At 33.7% G+C, this 20726-nt stretch carries 19 protein-coding genes; 1 reads left to right on the top strand and 18 read right to left on the bottom strand.

Annotation, left to right across the window (positions count from 1 at the left end):
• Window positions 1–66 precede the first annotated feature (66 nt).
• The 4 genes from AC57AW_RS17260 to dnaN all read right to left on the bottom strand — a co-directional run bounded on the left by AC57AW_RS17260 (window position 67) and on the right by dnaN (window position 3834).
• A complete protein-coding gene (locus tag AC57AW_RS17260) occupies window positions 67–711 on the bottom strand; it encodes a DUF417 family protein (protein WP_496352860.1) in 645 nt (214 codons plus the stop codon).
• Window positions 712–774: 63 nt separating this feature from the next.
• On the bottom strand, window positions 775–1605 hold the full coding sequence (locus AC57AW_RS17265) for an AraC family transcriptional regulator (protein WP_496352861.1): 831 nt from the start codon (window positions 1603–1605) through the stop codon (window positions 775–777).
• A gap of 63 nt (window positions 1606–1668) precedes the next feature.
• Window positions 1669–2502, bottom strand: coding sequence for a M23 family metallopeptidase (locus AC57AW_RS17270; RefSeq protein WP_496352862.1), 834 nt, complete (start codon window positions 2500–2502; stop codon window positions 1669–1671).
• Window positions 2503–2703: 201 nt separating this feature from the next.
• Window positions 2704–3834 (bottom strand): DNA polymerase III subunit beta, encoded by a 1131-nt coding sequence (gene dnaN, locus AC57AW_RS17275; protein WP_318845231.1) that lies wholly within the window; start codon window positions 3832–3834, stop codon window positions 2704–2706.
• Window positions 3835–4166: 332 nt separating this feature from the next.
• Here dnaN and AC57AW_RS17280 point away from each other — a divergent pair, with 332 nt between their 5' ends.
• Entirely contained in the window at window positions 4167–4523 is a 357-nt protein-coding gene (locus AC57AW_RS17280; protein ID WP_496352863.1) for a diacylglycerol kinase family protein, read from the top strand.
• 136 nt (window positions 4524–4659) lie between these two features.
• On the opposite strand, the gene AC57AW_RS17285 is transcribed toward AC57AW_RS17280, so the two are convergent.
• From AC57AW_RS17285 to AC57AW_RS17350, 14 genes are all read right to left on the bottom strand, one after another.
• A complete protein-coding gene (locus AC57AW_RS17285) occupies window positions 4660–5118 on the bottom strand; it encodes a GyrI-like domain-containing protein (protein ID WP_496352864.1) in 459 nt (152 codons plus the stop codon).
• A gap of 161 nt (window positions 5119–5279) precedes the next feature.
• On the bottom strand, window positions 5280–5612 hold the full coding sequence (locus AC57AW_RS17290; RefSeq protein WP_496352865.1) for a gamma-glutamylcyclotransferase family protein: 333 nt from the start codon (window positions 5610–5612) through the stop codon (window positions 5280–5282).
• Window positions 5612–6241 (bottom strand): SGNH/GDSL hydrolase family protein, encoded by a 630-nt coding sequence (locus tag AC57AW_RS17295; RefSeq protein WP_496352866.1) that lies wholly within the window; start codon window positions 6239–6241, stop codon window positions 5612–5614. The genes AC57AW_RS17290 and AC57AW_RS17295 overlap by 1 nt, the downstream gene beginning before the upstream one ends.
• Before the next feature lie 366 nt (window positions 6242–6607).
• The gene (locus AC57AW_RS17300; protein ID WP_496352867.1) at window positions 6608–7021 is read right to left on the bottom strand and encodes a barstar family protein; all 414 of its coding nucleotides are present in this window, start codon (window positions 7019–7021) and stop codon (window positions 6608–6610) included.
• Entirely contained in the window at window positions 7002–10697 is a 3696-nt protein-coding gene (locus tag AC57AW_RS17305) for a phosphoribosylformylglycinamidine synthase (protein ID WP_496352868.1), read from the bottom strand. The genes AC57AW_RS17300 and AC57AW_RS17305 overlap by 20 nt, the downstream gene beginning before the upstream one ends.
• Window positions 10698–10880: 183 nt before the next feature.
• Window positions 10881–11855: a WG repeat-containing protein gene (locus tag AC57AW_RS17310; RefSeq protein WP_496352869.1), complete on the bottom strand. Its 975-nt coding sequence runs from the start codon at window positions 11853–11855 to the stop codon at window positions 10881–10883.
• A 51-nt stretch (window positions 11856–11906) separates the two neighbouring features.
• The gene (purB, locus tag AC57AW_RS17315) at window positions 11907–13334 is read right to left on the bottom strand and encodes an adenylosuccinate lyase (RefSeq protein ID WP_047377647.1); all 1428 of its coding nucleotides are present in this window, start codon (window positions 13332–13334) and stop codon (window positions 11907–11909) included.
• 877 nt (window positions 13335–14211) lie between these two features.
• Window positions 14212–14352, bottom strand: a complete 141-nt coding sequence (locus AC57AW_RS17320; RefSeq protein ID WP_153816321.1) for a bacteriocin-like protein — start codon at window positions 14350–14352, stop codon at window positions 14212–14214.
• Window positions 14353–15347: 995 nt separating this feature from the next.
• A complete protein-coding gene (locus AC57AW_RS17325) occupies window positions 15348–15695 on the bottom strand; it encodes a hypothetical protein (RefSeq protein WP_496352870.1) in 348 nt (115 codons plus the stop codon).
• A 75-nt stretch (window positions 15696–15770) separates the two neighbouring features.
• Window positions 15771–16091 carry a hypothetical protein gene (locus tag AC57AW_RS17330; RefSeq protein ID WP_496352871.1) on the bottom strand — a complete coding sequence of 107 codons (321 nt, stop codon included), beginning with the start codon at window positions 16089–16091 and terminating at the stop codon, window positions 15771–15773.
• 683 nt (window positions 16092–16774) lie between these two features.
• Window positions 16775–18520: a CocE/NonD family hydrolase gene (locus AC57AW_RS17335; RefSeq protein ID WP_496352872.1), complete on the bottom strand. Its 1746-nt coding sequence runs from the start codon at window positions 18518–18520 to the stop codon at window positions 16775–16777.
• 103 nt (window positions 18521–18623) lie between these two features.
• The gene (locus tag AC57AW_RS17340) at window positions 18624–19055 is read right to left on the bottom strand and encodes a hypothetical protein (RefSeq protein WP_496352873.1); all 432 of its coding nucleotides are present in this window, start codon (window positions 19053–19055) and stop codon (window positions 18624–18626) included.
• Window positions 19052–20122: an RHS repeat domain-containing protein gene (locus tag AC57AW_RS17345; protein ID WP_496352874.1), complete on the bottom strand. Its 1071-nt coding sequence runs from the start codon at window positions 20120–20122 to the stop codon at window positions 19052–19054. Before AC57AW_RS17345 ends, AC57AW_RS17340 begins: the two co-directional genes overlap by 4 nt.
• Before the next feature lie 234 nt (window positions 20123–20356).
• Entirely contained in the window at window positions 20357–20719 is a 363-nt protein-coding gene (locus tag AC57AW_RS17350; protein WP_496352875.1) for a hypothetical protein, read from the bottom strand.
• Window positions 20720–20726: the final 7 nt, after the last annotated feature.

Genomic DNA, 20726 nt, shown 5'->3' on the forward strand with positions numbered 1-20726 from the left:
TACAAATGTCGTGTTTTTTTGAGAAATAGAGAAATTTAGAAGCGACTTTAAGATAATTAATTTTTATTAATAGTTCTGCTTCTGATTGGGGAATCTATTGTTCAGATGGTCCACTACTTTCTTCAGGCTATCAGAAAATAATACCAATCCTCCGGCCATCATGATAATATCTTTCAACACCAAACGCCCTGCTCCTGACAGATACGGAAATCCAAACTGTGGTGTGGGATAATCTCCACCCAGATTCGGTACATATACTTCGGGAGTGGTTCCTAAAAATGACAGGGTAACCAATGACATTAAAAACGTTAAAGCTCCTCCTACTGCTCCGATTTTAGGAAACCAGATTCCTAACAACACCAAAAGCCCGATTATCACGATCATTGTTCCCAAACCATAAGAAAATATGTATGTTCTGTTTTCTTTATGCCAATCAATATTTTTCTGGATGACCTTTCCTTCCGGGTTTTTATAAAGGGTATATTCTGCAACAAGCTTTTTGTCTTCATTAAGAACTTTATTCCCTGCATTTTTGTAGAAGAAACTCATGAAAGGACTATTGGCTACAAAGGGTACAATCCCTTCGGCTTCATAATGGAATGCTTTCAAGCCTCCAATCCAGGCCATAACGATAAAAATTGAAATTCTGAGAAAATTGAAAAACCAGGTATCCAATTGTAATAAACGGTGGTAAAGTCTGTTGTCTTGCATGTGATTTATTTTTTAACAAAGGTATTCACATGCCTACAGCGCCAACATAGATATTTGAGGACATTACATGGACATTTTCGCCACTATGGAAATTCCTACCTGTTCTCTGTAGTTTTTTGGGGAACATCCTACCGATTTTTTGAAATATCTGCTGAAGTAAAATTCATCGGCAAATCCCAATTCTGAAGCGATTTCTTTTACCGATCTATAAGTTAAATGCAGCAATTTTTTGGATTCCAGGATGATTCTTTCATTGATAAGCTGGGTAGGTGTTTTTGCAAATTCTTTTTTTACCGCTTTGCTTAATGTATTATTGGTTATACTTAGCTTGTCACTGTAAAATGAGAGTTCTTTTTCACTTTTAAAATGCGCTTCAAGCAGTTTCTGAAATTCTGCAGCATTTTTATTAGGCAGTTTATCATTAGAGAACATACTGTTTTCAATACTGCTTTTCTGTTTACTGCCAATAGCAAGGATAAGCTGTATATAGGTCTTGATAATGGATTCTGAGAAATGATGTTTTTCAGATTCTTCTTTTCTGATATGATTAAAAAGCTCAAGAATATAGTTATAGTTTTCTTCTGATAATTCAACACCAGGATTCAGATAAATATTATTGAAAAGAAGTCCGTTGCAGGCCACTTCTTCTTTATGATATTCTATACAGTAATAGTCACCATGGAAGAAAAGCATATGGATATTTTCATCAGATTCCGAAGCCAGTTTCAGTTTTTGATAAGGGGAAAGAAACAGAATATTGTATCCGCTGTAAGAATAATTGATATCATCCACAGAGAAAATACCGGACCCTTTCCACAGAACAACACTGTAGTTTTCAGTGGTAAATTCTGATGGAAAATCTGAGGTGTGATAAGACTGTATTTTTATTTCCATGATTAGTCCTTTTTAAACACTAATGGCTCTAATGATTCACAAATAGCACGATTTGTATACTGTTTAATATTCTTTTGAATAGGTTTTCTTCTCTGTCAAATATTCGGTTTTAATTCCGTTGCCAGTTCTGAAAAGGGTTTTGAGGGTATTCTTTTGTTTAGGTTTTGAAGGATCAGGAAGAAAGCATTGAAAATGTAAATGCGGGCCGTTTGTCCAGCCTGTGTTGCCGCTCAACCCTATTAAATCACCTTTTTTAACCTCATCTCCTATTTTAACTTTAACTCCATTTTGTTTCAGGTGAAAATACTGTGCAATGGTTCCATCCGAATGTAGAATTGAAATATAATTAGCCTGATTAGCACAACTTGCTGTAGGACATCCTGTATTATTATTCTGAACAGCATCAATCACTTTACCTTCTCTTGCTGCTGTAATTTCTGTTCCTTCAGGCATTACGAAATCTAAAGAGTTTTCATTCTGGTGAGAAAATATTCCATTGTATCCCTGATAAACATTGAAGGATTTTCCTTTTTGAAAAGGAAGATCATATTTATAGTCAGCATCATAAGTCTTTATTGTTACATCTCCAGCCAATGTATAATAAGCTGGCATTTTCTTGATTTTCCACCCTTTTTTATTATCATTGACAACAAAATAAGCAATTCTGTTTTTCATTGATTTGGGAGGCAGTACTCTGATCATTTTAAATGCTTCCGGGCTCTTCAGGTTTTCTGTTTCCGGCTGTTCAGAGAACGTGATTGAAATTGGATAGATTTCGATATTATCAGCATAATAAGTGATAATATCTTTCGTATGTTCATAATACATTTTTGCACTCTTTTGCGAAAAAGCCCATAGAGAGCAAATAAATGATCCGAGAATTGCTATTTTTTTCATGTTTATTAAAATGTTTTCTTATTATACTTTTGCCTTGAAGCAAAAGTATACAAAAGTTCAAGACAGGAATCATCCGCTAAAAATTGAAATGTACTCCTCATTCCTAAGTCGATTCCACTTATTTACAGCTATGAGCCGGACGGCAAGATTACAAAAAAAGCCGGAAAAATTCCAGCTTTCTTTTATTTGTATATGTTAATGTTATAATCCGATTACTGGCATTGACAGCATTAAGATATTTTCATTTTCTTCAAGACCATCAAGAGGTTCAATGATCCCAGGTCTGTTAGGTTGAGACATTTTCATAGTGATATCGTCAGATCCTAAGATCGTCAGCATTTCAGTTAAAAATTTAGAACTGAATCCGATATTGATATCTTCTCCATTGTAGTCGCAAGGAATCTGCATATCTGCTTTGTTTGCATATTCAGTATCTTCTGCATGAAGGTGAAGAATATTTCCGGAAAGCTTGAATCTTACCTGGTTGGTAGATTTGTTAGACATAATAGATGCTCTTTTGATCGCTCCTAATAACAGATTTCTGTTGATTGTCAATACATTTGGATTTTCCTTTGGAATTACCGCTGTATAGTTTGGATATTTTCCGTCAATCAGTCTACAGATCCAGATATGCTTACCAAAAGTAAACTTAGCCATATTCTCATTGAAGTCGATATTAACGTCTTCATTGGAACTTGCCAGGATATTTTTGAAAATGTTCAGAGGTTTTTTAGGCATGATAAACTCCATCGGCTCAGCATTCATCAGATCTGCTCTTTTGTACACCACCAATCTGTGGGAGTCTGTAGAAACGAAATTGGTTTCATTTTCTCCAAACTGGAAAAGAACTCCTGTCATTACCGGACGAAGAGAATCATTACTTGTCGCAAATAGGGTGTTTGTCAACGCTTCAGACAAAACTCCAGCCGGCATTGTAACACTTTGTGAAGCGTCAAATTCCGGTAATTCAGGATAGTCATCAGCATTGTCTAATGCTACTGCGAAATTATCTTTTTCATCTAAAATCTCAAGCTGGCTTCCCGTACCTTCTGCATTGTCTTTTACAACAAATGTCAGAGGCTGTTCACCATAGGTCTTGATAAAATCCTGAAAAATTTTAGCAGGAACAGCAAATTTACCTGTATCATCAGACTTTACTTCCAGAGAAGTAACAAGAGTTGTCTCGCCGTCAGATGCTGTAATGGTAACATTATTTCCGTCTAATTCAAAAAGATAGTTTTCTAAAATCGGTCTCGATTGAGAGCTTGATATTACGCCACTTACAGTTTGCAACGCCTTCTGCAGTTCACCACTTGAAATAATAAATTTCATAGATTTATAAAATAAGTTTCTACAAATATAATAAATAGATACAATAAAGAAAAGAATAATATGGAGTAGTTTTTCACAAATATCCTTAATCTGTTTTGAACCTTGATATTATGCTTAAATTTCTTTTGATCGTATAATTTCCATCAAAATATTCACTTTATTCCAATTTACATTTATACTTTTCTTCCTCAAAACTTCTTAAAACACCAGTTTTAGAGGCAAAACAGAATAAATATTGTTCATTTTCTTTTATAATACCACATTTCGAACATAAAAGATAATCCATAGCAATCAAAATACAAAGCCTATCTTTGTATGAAAAGTTCAAAATCATGCAAAAACCTCCCATTCATAAAAGTTTTCTCAATGCTTTCCGGGGTGTTTTCATGATGATAAAAACAGAAAGAAATTTTCAGATCGAGCTTGTGGCTTTCTTTGTGAATCTCTTCTTTATTTTTTATTTTAAACTAACCAGCACAGATGCAGCATTGGTTCTTATGGCCTCTTTTGCCGTTTTAAGTGCCGAAATTTTCAATACTGCCATTGAAAAGATCTGTGATATCATTCAGCCTGATTTCGACAAAAGAATTGGCTTTATTAAAGACATTGCTGCAGGAGCTGTTGTGCTGACAGCCATTGCATCGGTGATTGTTGGGGTCTTGGTATATTGGAAATATGTTTTCGGGTAAGATCTAACGAATGGGGATGTTAATGGGGGATTTTAACCACCCCGTCAAAAATTCTTTGAATTTTTGCCACCCCTCCAGAGGAGGGGAATTTCACGTCTTCAGTTCAAAAGCTGTGAAGATGAGAAGTCTTTTTTTCTTATTTTACAGCGATTAAAATATCTACTTCGGCATCTGACGGATTCTGTGCTTTTTCTCCATAGATTTCAAAATCGGCAGTAAATATTCTATTGAGATCCATTTCCCAGATTTTCAGCCATTCATTGAAGACCAAACCTTTTGAAAGGTCTCCTTTTGTGGTAAATTTCACGTAATCTCCACCATCAAAAGAATAACCTGCCATTCCTTCAGGAATATTGTCAAGGTTTTCTACTTTACATCCAAGAACTGTTGTATAAGGCTTAGTGTGGTCTTTTTCGTAATCTGTATAGATGGAATAAATGGTATTGTCAATCTTATTTGGAATCATATTCAGAATATTTTCATTCATCAATTTTTCCCATAAGACCGGAATGTCTTTGGCTGCCTGTCCATTTTCATTGGATGTTCTTACTGCGATCCCGATGACCTTAAAAGGTTCTACTTTCATGTTATTCATTTCTTGATTTTTTGTTGCTTGACAAAGATAGAGACAGGTTGTGACAAGGGTATGTCAGTAGTTTTTTTAAGTTTTGGCTAAAGCCCACTCCTATTGAATATTTTGTCTCGTAAATTTGAATAGTAAAGTTTGTTGAGATTACTTCGCTTTGCTCACAATGACTATTTTCCGACGTAAATAAATCCTTTCTTTCCGGATTTAAAAACGGTTTCAATTCTTTTGTAGTCATCTACTTCATATTCGTCTGCCTGAAGAATTTCCGCTTCTGTTACTTGAAAAAGCACACCTTCTATCAGATCTTCCTCATTCCCTGAAAATTCCAGTACCGGATGGTATTTCTGACTGCTTTTCCGCAATACTTCAGGATCTTTAATTTCAAGCATGTTCAATTTGTAACCTGATAAGATGTTTCTTTCACCTTGCAAAAGTCTTCCGAAGGTTTCCATCTGAACCTGTTCTTTCTGTAAGGTTCCGTAAGAAAATAAATTTGGCATTATAAATATCTTTCAATAATTGGAATTGCCACTTCAGCCATCATTCCATAGCCTTTTTCGTTGGGATGTACTCCGTCTGCAGATAATAGAATCTCTTTGTCTTCCAGAAAAGCAGAATAAAAATCAATATATCCCAGCGCATTTTCTGTTGCAAGATCTTTAAGTATTTGATTATAGATAACAACATCTCCGTTAATTCTTTTTTTTCCGGAACTTACTACCACTCCATCTATTTTTTGAGAGAAAGGAAGAATGCTTACAAGATAAATTTCGTTGGAAAATTCTTTGGCAATCGCGATGGCAGTACTCATATTGCTTTTAAATTTTTCAGGATCTACGACCTGTACTCCGTCTTTTATGGCAAGATCATTGGCTCCAAAACTTAAAAAAACGATATTTCCATCAGCTGAGTTTCTTGCATTGAGTTCGTGGGGAATTCTTTTCAGCAATCCTTCTGTAGTTTCTCCTCCGATTCCTAAATTGAATAAGATCAGTTCATCTCCATTTCCTTCGTGAAATTGCTGTAAGGCATATCTTTTCAAAATATCTACCCAGCCTCCAAAAATTCCGTCATATTCTCCATAAGTAATGCTGTCACCAAAGAACAGCCCGTAAATAATTTTCTTCATTCAACTTTTATTGTTTCCTGTTTTGTTGAAGTAAAAGTATTAAGAAAAAACTGTTTAAGGGAAATAATTTTCCTCAATTTGTGTGATTTTTAACGCAAAAGGCGCTAAGTGTTTATATTAATTTTATGTTTTCGTTCGCAAAGGCGCTTCACTCAGCAATAGACTTATTTATACCCTTGTTGCACGAAGTGATTTGAATCATTAAGATTTTATAAGAAGTGAAGAATTATTAAAATAAAAGCTAAAGCCACTATTAAGGAGAATACTTCATTCATCTAAGATCAATCTTAACTTGCCTTAAAAACTTTACTATTCTTAATGGTTTAAGATTCTTCTAATTACTTATTGCTCATTATTTATTACTTATCATTCCAGCCTCAATGTAATATTACTATGTGATTCTATAATTTCCACCAGGATATCAAAAAGAGTCTGCCCTTTCCCTTCGGTCAAATCATCTAATTTATGCTGAATCAGTTCTATATTGAAGGGTTTTCCCTGTCTGATCTTATTTTCGTAAAATTCCTGAGTTGTCTGAAGTCCCAAATCTTCTTTTGATTTCTCTGATTCTTTCCAGATAATTTCAATTTCTTCTTTATTTTCAAATACTCCGAAACCACCGTAGAGAATATCATCAAAGCCGTCCAGCGTTCCTACTTTCCAATCTGTATCTTTCATCAGAACATTGGAAGCTTCTTCGTAGAAACCTTCTAAAGACGAAAAATGACCGCCATGGATGACGATCATTTTTCTTGTATTGTTATTTGAAGTATTCAACACCGTTTTTGAATATATTGTGATAATTCGCGGTTGGTATATTCTTCATGAGACCTTCAGCAAATCGTTCGGGGTGTCCCATTCTTCCGTAGATCTTTCCACATGGGCTGGTGACTCCTTCGATTCCGAATAATGAGTTATTCGGGTTGAACGGCATCCCATGAGCAATGTTTCCATCAAAATCTATGTATTGGGTAGCAATTTGCCCGTTTTCATACAGCTTTTTGATTTCTTCTTCTGAAGCCATGAAACGTCCTTCTCCATGGGAAATCGGAATGGTAAAAGTCTGACCTTTCATTCCTTTTAACCAAGGGCTTTCGTCGTTCACCACTTTCACCGTCACCATCTGAGAGATGTGTCTTCTGATGGCATTGTGTGCTAGTGTAGGAGAGTTTTCATCCAGATCTTTGATTCTTCCGTATGGTAATAATCCTGACTTCACAAGCGCCTGGAATCCGTTACAGATACCAATGATCATTCCATCTCTGTCTAATAGTTCATGAACTGCGTTTTTCATTTTCTCGTTTTTCAGAACGTTAACAATGAATTTTGCAGAACCATCCGGCTCGTCCCCCGCAGAGAAACCACCTGAGAATGCCAGAATCTGAGATGTTCTGATTTCTTCTACCCATGCATCAATACTTTCTTCCAATAATTGGTGATTGATATTGATCAAAGGCAGGCTGCTCACTACAGCACCTTCTTTCTGGAATGCATTCAGCGTGTCATACTCACAGTTCGTTCCTGGGAATACCGGAGCAAAAACTTTCGGCTGAGCAATTCCGTGTTTTTTAATGATAATATTTCTTGGGTGGATTGAGTTTGACTGTTCATCAACTTCAACCGTCATCTTTTCTTTTTCTACTGTTGGGAAAAGGTTTTCGAATGTATTTGTGTTTGCAGATACAAGATCCACGATATTGGATTCAAGACCGTTGATTTTTACAATACCTGAGTCTTTTACTTCTCCGATAAGCTGAAGAGCAGTTAAGCTTAATTCTTCTTTCGCTTCAATGATTAAGCTACCAATATTTTTAGCCAATAAAATGTTTTCATCAGCGTTAATTTCAGCCCCTAATCTGTTTCCGAAGCTCATTTTTGCTAAAGCTACGGCAAGACCTCCTTCTTTCACTGTTTTCACAGAAACAATTTTACCTGCTTTGATATTTTCGAAAATGAATTCAAAAACGTCTTTTAAAGCATTGTAGTTTGGAAGCCCGTTTTCCTGGGCAATGTGATTGAAGAAATATAGTTTGTTTCCTGCACTTTTCAATTCAGGAGAGATGATATTTTCTTTGTCTCCGTTGGCACATGCAAAAGAAATCAAGGTTGGCGGAACATTCAGATCCTGATACGTTCCACTCATTGAATCTTTACCTCCAATGGCTGCAAGACCTAAATTGATCTGTGCATCATAAGCTCCTAAAAGAGAAGCTAAAGGTTTACCCCATTTTTCAGGACTTTGTCCTAATTTCTCAAAGTATTCCTGGAAGCTTAGTCTGATATTTTTGTAATCCCCTCCCATAGCAACTATTTTCGCAACACTCTCCACTACAGCATAAGATGAGCCTAATAGTGAGTTTTGTTTTGAAATTTCAGCATCAAATCCCCAGCTTGCCAAAGAAACTGTTTTAATGTCTTTTGCTCCTAATATTGGTAGTGTCTGCACACTTCCTTCCATAAGGGTTTGCTGATATTTACCACCTAAAGGCATTGCTACTGTTGTGGCTCCAATTGAAGAGTCGAACATTTCCAACAATCCTTTTTGGGAAGCTACGTTTTTATCTTTTAAGATGTTCAGGAAGTTTTCTGCTGTGAAAGCTTTAGTTTCTTCTTTTACTTCTTCAAGGTGAGTGATTTTCACTTCCTGAGATTTTGAACATCCGTTGGTATCTAGGAAAGCTCTTGAAAGGTCTACAATTTTGTCTCCTTTCCAGAACATCTGCATTCTTCCTGAATCTGTTACTGTTGCTACTTCTACTGCAACAATGTTTTCAGCTTCACAGAATTTGATGAACTGTTCTTTATCTTTCGGATCTACAACTACCGCCATTCTTTCCTGAGATTCAGAAATTGCCAGTTCGGTACCGTTTAATCCTTCATATTTTAATGGTAATACATCAAGGTTTACTTCTAAAGAGTCTGCAATCTCACCGATTGCCACAGAAACACCTCCTGCTCCGAAGTCATTTGATTTTTTGATCAGCTTCGTTATTTCAGGATTCCTGAATAGTCTTTGAATTTTACGTTCTTCTACCGCATTTCCTTTCTGCACTTCTGAACTCATGGTGTGGATAGAAGTTTCGTCCTGTTCTTTTGAACTTCCGCTTGCTCCTCCTACTCCGTCACGACCTGTTGCTCCTCCTAAAATGATAATAGAATCACCATTGGCAGGCTTCTCACGTCTTACCCAATCTACAGGAACAGCTCCGGTAACGAAACCAACTTCCATTCTCTTTGCTTTATACCCTTCGTCATAGATTTCAGAAACCATTGTCGTGGCAAGACCAATCTGGTTACCATAAGATGAGTATCCGTTGGCAGCCTGTTTTGTAATGGTTTTCTGAGGTAATTTTCCTGGTAATGTCTTATCAACCGGTTCTAAAACGTCTGCAGCACCTGTTAACCTCATCGCCTGAAATACAAACGATCTTCCGGACAATGGATCTCTGATCGCTCCTCCTAAACAAGTTGAAGCTCCTCCAAAAGGTTCAATTTCCGTTGGGTGGTTGTGTGTTTCGTTTTTGAATAATAAATACCAAGGTTCTTTTTTACCATCGTATTCTGCTTCGATCTGAATGGTACAAGCATTGATCTCGTCAGAAATTACAAGGTTATCAAGATTCCCTGTTTTGTGGAAATATTTTCCGCATACTGTTGCCAGATCCATTAAGGAAATCGGCTTTAGCTCACGGCCTAAGAATTTTCTTTTTTCGATATAATCATTGAAAATAGTTTCCAATGTATGTTTGAAATCTCCTTCAAACTGAATGTCTGACAATTCTGTTTCGAACGTAGTGTGACGGCAGTGGTCACTCCAATACGTGTCTAATACTTTCAATTCTGTTTCCGTAGGATTTCTCTGCTCGGTTTTGAAATATTCCTGAATAAATTTCAGGTCATCCAATCCTAATGCAAAGCCATGGTTGTTGTAGAAGTTTTCAAGTTCTGCATCATTGAAATTGATAAAGTTTTCGTGGATAATTACTTTTGATGGGGTTTCATCTGCAGGAATATCCAGAATTGATAAGTCTTTTTCCTGAGATTCTACTTTGTTGATCAGAAGGTCTTTGATTTTAACCAAATCCGTTTCAGAAACTCCTTCAAATTCGATCAGCTTTCCACTTCTTACTTTTGATTTTTCATTTTCTGTCAGCAAAGCGATACACTGTTGTGCAGAATCTGCTCTCTGATCATACTGGCCTGGTAAAAACTCCATTCCGAAATGAATAGTTTTTGCCGGGTTTTCTGTATGTAAAATATCAGTAACAGGGTCTACGAAAGTATTGTTCACTACTTTTTCAAATTCACCGTCGTTCAAATTGAAAATATCATATACATTGTATACTTTCACGCTTTGAACTCCCGGGACAACCGCTTTTACTTCATCAAAAATTTTTGGACTTTCAACATCGAAAATTCCTCTTTTTTCTACGAAAATTCTTTTGTTATTAGACATTAGATGTCAGATTTTTAATATTAGATTTATTTTTCTTTTACTTTTTCTGAACTTAAAGTTTCTTTCTTTAAATCCTTCTATATTGGATATTTTTGAAAGAGATTTTCCCTTCAACCATTATTCCATACAAATTTAAAGGAATAAGTTTATCTTCTTCAAATTTGAGCCCTGGAATTTCCAATTTTATTTATTGTTTCTAAATTTATTCGGATTATCCTTATGTTCTTTCTGATAGTCCTCTGCATTTTTAATTTCTTTTTTCAGCCAGTTTTCAAAAGGAACTTTCTTTTCATTAAAATCCTCAATGGCATAAAATGTTTTACCATCTTCTGAAACCAGGAATTTGAAACGATAAAGCATATCCAAGTCTTTCTTCCTGTCATTATAAGTATTCACCTGATAATAGGAAAAGTTATCTTTTGGTCTTTCTACAATTTCAAAAAACAGATTCTTTTCCTTTTCAGATAACTTATCATAAAAATTTACATAGTAAAGGTCTGAAAGCTTTTTCTTCTGCTTTTCAAAGAACTGAAGAATATTCTTCTCTTTTTCATTGTACTGAAATGGATTTGGATAAAATTTCCCATCTACTTCAACTTCATCACCTGATTGTTTTGCAACTGGCTGAACGGTTTGTCCTTTGGTATTCATCACTCCCCACTTTCCACCTACAATAGATCTGTGCTCATCATTGGTTTTTTCCCAATCACAGCCATCACAAAATGCAGCATATCCATAATTAAAGGGTGATGCAAAATCGTGTTCAGCTTCAATAATGATCTTACCGTTACGGTCTGCAAATCCTACTTTCCCATTTTTAACCAATCTCCTCACTCCTTCTGAGAAATAATCTGCACCATTGTCATAAAGAAAAGGTTGATACAGGAATTTTCCATTTTTATCATAGACATATCCCCATGCATTTTTCTCTGGTTTTTCGCCCTCTTTACTGCCATCAAAAAGAATAGTTTCTCCTTCTACGGGATCTCCATCTTTAAGGAATGAAAAGATTTTGAATTGTGCAGCCACAATTATTTTTCCGGCCTTATCTTTTACTCCAACCAAAGAATCTTTGGGTTTAAAATAATATAAAGCTTCTTTTCCCTGAGAAAAAGAAAGCATTGGTATTAATACAATGGTTACCAGTAGTTTTTTCATATTATTTGGAGTGGGAAATAAAATATGCAGCCGAAAAGACTGCATATTGTTTTATACTTTAAGATCAGCTTCTAATCCTATTAAGTCTTTATTCTGGTCTATAATCGGCTGTACCTCGTTTTTGACGAATTCCTCCGTCTGGATCGGCGCGAAACCAATAAAGTTCTTAGGATCTAAAACTTCTTTCAGTTTTGATTTGTCCAGTTTTAAAGAATCATCGTTTAAGATTCTTTCGATAAGGTCGTTTTCTTTTCCTTCTTCTTTCACTTTCTTGGAAGCTTCCATAGAGTGAACTCTGATTACTTCGTGGATTTCCTGACGGTCACCACCAGCTTTTACTTCTTCCATGATGATATATTCTGTCGCCATGAAAGGAAGTTCTTCCATAATATGCTTGTTGATTCTGTTCGGATATACTACAATTCCGTTCATGATGTTGTTCCAGATCAATAGAATAGCATCAACTGCTAAAAATGCCTGAGGAATTGTTAATCTCTTGTTGGCAGAGTCATCCAATGTTCTTTCAAACCATTGTGTAGAAGCTACCATTGCAGAACTTGTTGTCAAAGACATTACGTATTTTGCCAATGCTCCGATTCTTTCGCTTCTCATCGGGTTACGTTTGTAAGCCATTGCAGATGAACCGATCTGGTTTTTCTCGAATGGTTCTTCAATTTCCTTAAGGTTCTGAAGTAAACGTAAGTCGTTTGTGAATTTGTGAGCAGATTGTGCAATATTTCCTAATAAAGCAACTACTTTAGCATCAATTTTTCTATCGTAAGTCTGTCCGGAAACTCCGAAAACTTTATCGAAACCGAATCTTTTTGAAAGTTCTTTATCTAAGTGTTTTACTTTAGAATAATCTCCGTTGAAAAGCTCAAGGAAACTTGCAGCTGTTCCTGTAGTTCCTTTTACTCCTCTGAAACGAAGTGTTTCAAGGAAGAAGTCCAATTCTTCGATGTCAAGAACCAAACTCTGTAACCAAAGTGTAGCTCTTTTTCCAACCGTTGTCAACTGAGCTGGCTGGAAGTGTGTGAATCCTAAAGTGGGAAGGTCTTTATACTGAATAGCAAAGTCTGCTAAGTTCTTCATTACGTTAACCAACTTTTTCTTTAAGATTAAAAGTCCGTCACGGATTTGAATTAAGTCTGTATTGTCTCCTACAAAAGCTGAAGTTGCTCCCAGGTGGATAATTCCTTTTGCTGAAGGCGCCACATCCCCATAAGCGTGAACGTGAGCCATTACATCATGACGGAATTTCTTTTCATACTCTGCTGCTTTCTCATAATCGATATTTTCAGCATTAGCTTTTAACTCAGCGATCTGCTCGTCTGTAATTTCAAGTCCAAGGTCTTTTTCGATTTCAGCAAGAGCTATCCAAAGTTTTCTCCAATTCTGGAATTTGTTATTGTGTGAGAAGTTAAATAACATTTCTTCACTGGAGTAGCGCTCTTCCAATGGATTTTTGTAGGAATTCATTCGTTCTTTTACTTTTTAGATGTACAAAAATACGGTTTTTCAGTGAGAGATAAAAATCCTGCTTTTATGATTTTTCAACCATATTGCGAATCAAATAAAAGATTTTCATTTATACTTTTGTCTTGAAACAAAAGTATACAAAAGTTCAAGATGGGAATCATCCGCTAAAAATTTAAATCTACTCCTAAAATTTCCAAACCCGCATGGATCAACCGACTCTGCTTCGGTTCTAATATTATTACCCATGCTCAGACAGTGGAAATTTTTTAACGGATTACATTTAAATTTTCTTTACGCTCCTGATTCCTAAGTCAGATATTAATAAGTAACATATTACTTTTTAATACTAGAAACTAATACGATTAGACTGTGATATCTTTTGTCCTATTTATAACAATCTTCAAGGAGAAACTTTTTTCTTTTTAATATATCGCAGATAGAAATATAGGATTGTAGAAATTAGAATTGCAATTACTATTTTAAGATATACATGAGGAGGAATGTTGTGACTGCTGGCTAATACCATTAATAAATAAAAGACACAGATTAAAAAAGAAGTAAAACAAATAACTTGTAAAATATTTAATATGATTTTCATTTATACTTTTGTCTTGAAACAAAAGTATACAAAAGTTCAAGACGGGAATCATCCGCTAAAAATTTAAATCTACTCCTAAAATTTCCAAACTCGCATGGATCAACCGATTCTGCTTCGGTTCTATATTATTACCCATGCTCAGACAGTGGAAATTTTTTAACGGATTACATTCAAATTTTCTTTACGCTCCTGATTCCTAAGTCGATTGATAAACGGTACATAAAAAGGCTATCTCATTTCTGAGACAGCCTGTTCTTTACATTATTTTTATGAATCAAATTAATCAATAAGTCCGCATGGTGATCCAACAGAAATACATTTTTTCACAAATGAACACCAGAAGTATCCTGGCAGACACATTGGGATACCCCCTTGAACTGTTTTTAATTCTCTTTTTGAAAGTTTTCTTAGATTTTTCATAGTCTTAATTTTTGATTTTTCTCCTACTCTATATGCTTTTCGGATTACGCATTAATTTGGTAATACCAATATACATATTTTTTCGGATACAAAATATAACTTATTCATTTTATACAACTTACACTAACAACAAACGTTTATTATCATTAAATGATGGGCATCCATATACAATATAAGTTCTTTAAACTTATGTATGGGACTCAACGTCTGGAGACTTTGCAGCAGCGGATTTATTATTTTTTATAGCTTTTATAAAACTTATATTTGCCCTCATTATTCTTTCTGTAAACAGTAAATTTACCCGTATTGGCCTTTTTAGAGATAGAATCACCAAACTGCAAGGTATCATTTTTAGTATCAGCTATGGTTATACAATAATCGTTACTATAATAAAATTGTAATGATTTGTTTTCATAATTATAAACTCTGATAATTTTTGCCTGTACATTATTTTTATAGAAATAATTGTTATTTAGGAATACTATTCTGTATAGATAAAAATATATAAATGCTAGCAATCCTAACAAAATAGGAATGAAGCGATAATAGCTTTTCATTTTCATAACTATCTAAATTCAGATATTATAAGCTGCAACTAATAAAATTAACATTTTAAAGTAGAAATTTTTATTATGGCTTATTTTTTAACGTTTTATAAAAACTATAATTTCCAGAATTGTCTTTTCTGTAAATCTGGTAATTCTCAGAATTTTTCACTTTATAGATTGAATCATTCACTTTTAGGTCATCCTTATTCTCACTACCTACGTATATGATACATAAAGAATTAAATTCTTTTTCTCTTACAACTTCACTTGTAGATAACCATCTCCTCGTCCTAATATATCTCAAAGATTCAACTTTCCCACGTAGTTCACCAGAATATGTTTTCTTCGTTTGATTATACTTGGCAACAAAAAAACTGTAATAATAGCTAATAATAGCGTAAAAAATAGTAAAATGCTCGAATGCCTTGTTCCATCGAAGAGCTTTTGTTAAGGCACATTCTTTAATGTTTTATAAAACTTATAATCTCCTGAACTATCAATCCGATAGATTTGATAGTTTTCAGAGTCTTTTGCCTTATAAATTGAATCTCCTATTTTTAAATCACTCTCATCAGGGGCATAAATCCAAAAACTGTAATTAAAATCAGAATCTCCAACAAATTTTGCAACCTTAGAGTTTTCAAACTTTCTATTGGATTTTATATCTTTAATTATACCATTTAGCCTCAAAGTATAAAATTTATTGTGTTTATTAACGTTCCAGAAAAACACAAATAATACACTTATACAAATAATTATAATAACAATAATTATATTTCTTTTTTTTAATTTCATATTAGTCTAATCCTACGGTACTTTCCATTTAATTGATTGAATTATATTTTCTAATTTGTTGAATTAAATTATTTTTTAAAACACTATCGTTTCTAAAAATATATTCAATTGAATCACCTCTGTTTTTGAAATAGAATCGCCAATTTTGTATGGATAATCTAACAACTCTACATATCCATTAGAATATTTTACAAATAAAAAATTATGTTCGTTCTTATCCCTATAAATATCAATAACTTTTTCGTATCTATTAATTTCTAATATCCGCTGCTTTGTCTGATCATCAGAATTATAATTCAAATAAAAAATTATAAGAAACACAATTGATCCGAATATTAAACCAAAAATAATCAATGGCTTTTTACTGGATTTATCCAATTCAAAAATACTTTCCATAAATGTGTATTTCAGATTTTGTCAACATTATAAACAAAAAAATTATAGTTTTTTTTTATTAATTAAAGGTTTTTCTTCTTTTAATAAATCCAATCAAGAAATAGAATACAATCAACAATACTATTAAGATTCCTATCTCGGAATAGGCTTGAAATGGAATATCATGACCACTACCTAATGCCATTAATAAATATAGTCCAAATAATAAAATACAAATAAGACATATAAGTTGTAATATTTTTAATCCTGTTTTCGTTGACTAATTATTTACCTAACACATTTTTTATCCAATAAGAATAAGGCTGTTGAGACAATGCAAATGCCAAAACAAAAAAGCTAATCTTAAAAAATAAGTTCTCTTTCCAATAAATAAAAATAGCATAGTACATATAGGAAAGCAAAACAGGAACAAAATATACAATAATCATCATATTCTCCATCATGGTAACACTATCTTTAACTTTAGACACTTTTATAAATCTGTCCAGTTTAAAAACATTATAATATACTATTAAAAAATATAAAAGATTTATGCTGAAAATTATCAATGTATGAAACAAAAATCTACCCACCAGTTTTGGATTAAGATGAATATTGAATGATATCATTAGCTTAACTGATTATTTAATTAAATGAATTTAAAATTAGGCTCAAAAATATAAATTTTATACTATTTGTTCTGTTTAGTCATTTAATACTGGGATTTTTATATAACTGTCATTATACCATTTGATCTGCAGTGGAATAGAAGCATCTTTTATATTTTCTGTGCTTACGTCCTTCCCTGTTCCATAATTCAACTGGGAAAACGGATTTTTATTAACATCAATTGTCACTACAATTCGGCTTCCTTTCTGAAGTTTTTTGCTTACAAAATGGCTATTGGTAAATTCTATCCAGGTTTTGTTTCCAGGCTTCAGGAGATTTCTTTTGGCAATATCTTTTGCATAGCTGGCTCTTCCAATATAATATGACAAATGGAAATATTTTCCTTCGGGAGTCAATTCATATAAAGTCACTCCCAAATCCACATCTTTTTTATTAATAGAAATATGAAGCCCACCTACAAAAGAGCCGTTAACAATCATTGATTTTTCCAACGGATTACTGGTAAAAATGAAACCTGAACTTTTATCCAGCTCACTTTTCTCTATTGGTGACGGGTAATAATCGCTGTTACCAGTCAATTTTCGATCTTTAAAATCAACTGTTTGAGAAAGGAATGTATTTCTATTGGACGTTTTCGAATCCAGAAAATACGTTCCACTCTTTTTTTGATTGGAAAGGTAGAATTTCAGAACATTATTGTTCATTTTTTCAAAGGAGGAAGCACTGCGCCATTCATTGGCTCCCATTACTTCATAATTGATTTTGTCTTTAAGAACTGATGGTTTTGGTCCGTTTTTCAGGATATGATCCAACCATTCATAAGTGATTTTATTGATATCAAAAAGGGCAACCTCATCTACTTTGTATTCGTTCACTTCTTTCTCACCTCCCTGCTGGGTTCCAAAGTGACCGTATGGACCAATGATCAGATAAAATGGAGTATTGGGGCTATACTTCTGTAATTCTTTAAGATAATAAATACTGGAATTTTGAGAGTCGTTATAATATCCGTCGAAAGCAAGAACCGGAATATTGATTTGTTTAAAATCTTCTTTATAAGGAGCCATTTTTTGCCAGTATTCATCAAAATCCGGGTGGCTTATCCATCGTTGAAACCATCTGTTGGGAGTTCCGTCAATACTGTCCATTTTATTATATGCTTCCCCTTTATCCCACCAACTAAACATCATTCCTCTGAAACGCTTTCTGTCGTTTCCTGTTTCATTATCCAGATATTTATTGTTTCCTACGTAAAATGCCCATTCATAGTTGGGGTTAATGAAGATGTTATTTTCCATGGGAAGTCCCATTCCTGGCCGATTTGCCACATAAGGTACTATTGTTTTCAATGCAGGATGCAGCGTTTTACAGGCTGCCCACTGACTGAAACCATTATAGCTGCCTCCATACATTCCTATATTTCCGTTACACCATTTCTGTTTACTGATCCAATCAATCACATCATAGGTATCAGTAGCTTCAAATTCATACGGATTAATATCACCCGGACTTAATCTTTTACCTCTGGCATAGGCCATAACACCTATATATCCTTTATCCGCAGCACTCTTCAAACTCTGAAGATCCCGTCCCGTATCCCTAACATAAATGGTAAACTGAAAAACCACCGGAAGAGGTCCTTTTTCATCTTTTTTTCTTACCACCATCGCAGAAATCATGGCTCCATCTCTGGTTTTCACCATCACACTATCCTGAATATCATAAGAACTATACTGAGTTTTAGCTATTGTTGAAGTATTCTCCTGCCCCTGAACACAAGCCGCTGCACATAGAAAAAGAATGAACAGATATTTTATCATTTTTTCTTTTTTTGTTGACCAAGATACTAAAAAACCACTGTGATTACAGTGGTTTTGTTTTACTTGTGGACATGAGTGAGACGCTTGCGCCAGCGGGGGGATTTTATTCCCAATCCAACATATTATCAAAAATACTATGGTTATAAATCTGATCATATCCTATCTGATCATAAAATATAAAAGTAATAATTAATGGTTTTTGAAAATAATCTGGGTTATTGTTCTTAATACGATATTGAACATATTTCCTTTTAGCTCCATTGAAAATAGTATCTTTTATTTTTATATTTTCCTTTAAATTTACATCAGAATTGATTTTTTTGTAATTTTTATAGAAAAATTTCTTTTCCATTGATATAACTCCAGGATAAACCTCACTTTCATAAATTAATGATTTATATTTATTTGCGTCCTTTTTTTCAACAGCATCTAAAAAAGTGATTACTGTTTTTTTTATTTTCCTTTCAGCCAAAGTATTATTATTGCAAGATGTTAATATAACACTAAACAATATTATTAATAACCAAATTCTCATTGTCCCACCTTTTTTAATTTTTCTTTTTGTTGTCTTGCAGCTTCATTTAACTCAGTCCTTTTTTTAACTTCCGGTCCATTACGAACTATAATACCATTTTTTCTCATAATAGTGTTTGCAGTATTGACAATATTAGTTTTTGATTGTAAACTAACTACGGAATTATTTCTTTTATTGATATCTTTTGGGAAAGAACCATCAAATATATAATTAGTAATTTCTGTTTTAGTTTTATTATCTAATTTTAAATCAGCTTTATTGACCACACTTAATGCAGTTTTCATATCCTTAAACTCTCCAGTTAATTTATCCATATAATTAACTGCTTTTACATTTTTATCGGTAGCAACCATCCCTTTCACTCCTTCGATTCCTTTATTTACAACGTTATATAATTCTACAATACCTATAACTCCTTTAAACGAAGATGAATTCTCTGCTCCTTTTGCCGCCGAATTTGTTGGATACTCTTCAGCTGTCATTAATTCTGGATCAGGAGTAGAAGGTTTATAATTTAAATAAGACATATAATCTGGTAATTGCTCTTTTGTATATACATCATATTCTGTCATACCTATTGATGTTATTAAACCTCTTTCCTGCAATAGCTCAGCTCCTTCTAATTCTTTACCTAAACCCATTTTATTTTCCTGAAACGCGTAAATAGAATTGTATTGAAATTTCTCTGAAAGTGGATCAATATTGAAAAATCGACCTAAATCAGGCATATAATTTCTCCACTTAAAACTATACCAACCATTTTCCTGCAATTCCTGCCCTTGGTACTTATACTTATATACTGGATTTCCAGCCAACAAATTATACCCCTCATGCTTCAATCCAAACGGATAATAATTACTCTCTTCAATGATCTCTGTTCCTGCTCCACTTTTAGCATAGCTCAATCTGGTATTTCCAAGATGATCGGTATAATTATAAACATATTTTCCGGTCTCTACGTTAAAATATCCTTCTGCTGTTAGGAAAAATTTTAATACAGAATCTGTATACTGGAAGCCATCCAGATAATCGGTTGTTTCTGTTCCAAAAACCTTTCTTACCTTCACCCCGTCTGCTCTGTAAACATAATCTGTTACTTTAGAGTTTTGGGTAATCTTATCTGGTAAATTTAGATAATTATTTTGGTTGAAAGTATAATCGACTGAGGCAACTTATAACATAAAAAAACCACTGCTTTACACAGTGGTTTTGTTTTATTTGTGGATACGAGCGAGACGCTCACGCCAGCGGGGGAATCCTTTTCCATTATATTTATAAGCTGTAACAATCTTCGTCAATATTCATTCTTCTTTAAAAGGAAGATTGTACCTATACTCTTGAGGAACAGGTACTCTTTTTAGTATTATTTTCTTATCTATAATACTATCAAGCTTATTTCCTCCATAAACTAGCAATGTATCCTCTAATATCATATGAAAATCATTGTAGCAATTTTTACAATGATAAATAGTATCATTATTATTTTTATCAATCAGAATAAGTTCATTAGGGAATATTTTATTGGTATTATTGATATATGTATACCCTTCAAGATAATAATCTTTAGTTTCTATTCTCTTATGTATTAGTTTGGACTTTAGCTGTCCTGTCTCACATCCTAATAAAAACAGTAATTTGAATATTAAAATTAAATTTCGTTTCATAATTTTT

The sequence above is a fragment of the Chryseobacterium sp. BGA-UO-ETr-SB22 genome, from assembly GCF_059567885.1.

Excerpts from the sequence above, each read along its gene's own strand:
- AC57AW_RS17325 (WP_496352870.1), bottom strand. The coding sequence starts at position 15,695 with ATGAAATTAAAAAAAAGAAATATAATTATTGTTATTATAATTATTTGT.
- AC57AW_RS17350 (WP_496352875.1), bottom strand. The coding sequence starts at position 20,719 with ATGAAACGAAATTTAATTTTAATATTCAAATTACTGTTTTTATTAGGA.
- AC57AW_RS17310 (WP_496352869.1), bottom strand. The coding sequence starts at position 11,855 with ATGAAAAAACTACTGGTAACCATTGTATTAATACCAATGCTTTCTTTT.
- AC57AW_RS17280 (WP_496352863.1), top strand. The coding sequence starts at position 4,167 with ATGCAAAAACCTCCCATTCATAAAAGTTTTCTCAATGCTTTCCGGGGT.
- AC57AW_RS17305 (WP_496352868.1), bottom strand. The coding sequence starts at position 10,697 with ATGTCTAATAACAAAAGAATTTTCGTAGAAAAAAGAGGAATTTTCGAT.
- AC57AW_RS17260 (WP_496352860.1), bottom strand. The coding sequence starts at position 711 with ATGCAAGACAACAGACTTTACCACCGTTTATTACAATTGGATACCTGG.
- AC57AW_RS17340 (WP_496352873.1), bottom strand. The coding sequence starts at position 19,055 with ATGAGAATTTGGTTATTAATAATATTGTTTAGTGTTATATTAACATCT.
- AC57AW_RS17330 (WP_496352871.1), bottom strand. The coding sequence starts at position 16,091 with ATGGAAAGTATTTTTGAATTGGATAAATCCAGTAAAAAGCCATTGATT.
- AC57AW_RS17265 (WP_496352861.1), bottom strand. The coding sequence starts at position 1,605 with ATGGAAATAAAAATACAGTCTTATCACACCTCAGATTTTCCATCAGAA.
- AC57AW_RS17335 (WP_496352872.1), bottom strand. The coding sequence starts at position 18,520 with ATGATAAAATATCTGTTCATTCTTTTTCTATGTGCAGCGGCTTGTGTT.
- purB (WP_047377647.1), bottom strand. The coding sequence starts at position 13,334 with ATGAATTCCTACAAAAATCCATTGGAAGAGCGCTACTCCAGTGAAGAA.
- AC57AW_RS17295 (WP_496352866.1), bottom strand. The coding sequence starts at position 6,241 with ATGAAGAAAATTATTTACGGGCTGTTCTTTGGTGACAGCATTACTTAT.
- AC57AW_RS17290 (WP_496352865.1), bottom strand. The coding sequence starts at position 5,612 with ATGCCAAATTTATTTTCTTACGGAACCTTACAGAAAGAACAGGTTCAG.
- AC57AW_RS17285 (WP_496352864.1), bottom strand. The coding sequence starts at position 5,118 with ATGAATAACATGAAAGTAGAACCTTTTAAGGTCATCGGGATCGCAGTA.
- AC57AW_RS17270 (WP_496352862.1), bottom strand. The coding sequence starts at position 2,502 with ATGAAAAAAATAGCAATTCTCGGATCATTTATTTGCTCTCTATGGGCT.
- dnaN (WP_318845231.1), bottom strand. The coding sequence starts at position 3,834 with ATGAAATTTATTATTTCAAGTGGTGAACTGCAGAAGGCGTTGCAAACT.
- AC57AW_RS17320 (WP_153816321.1), bottom strand. The coding sequence starts at position 14,352 with ATGAAAAATCTAAGAAAACTTTCAAAAAGAGAATTAAAAACAGTTCAA.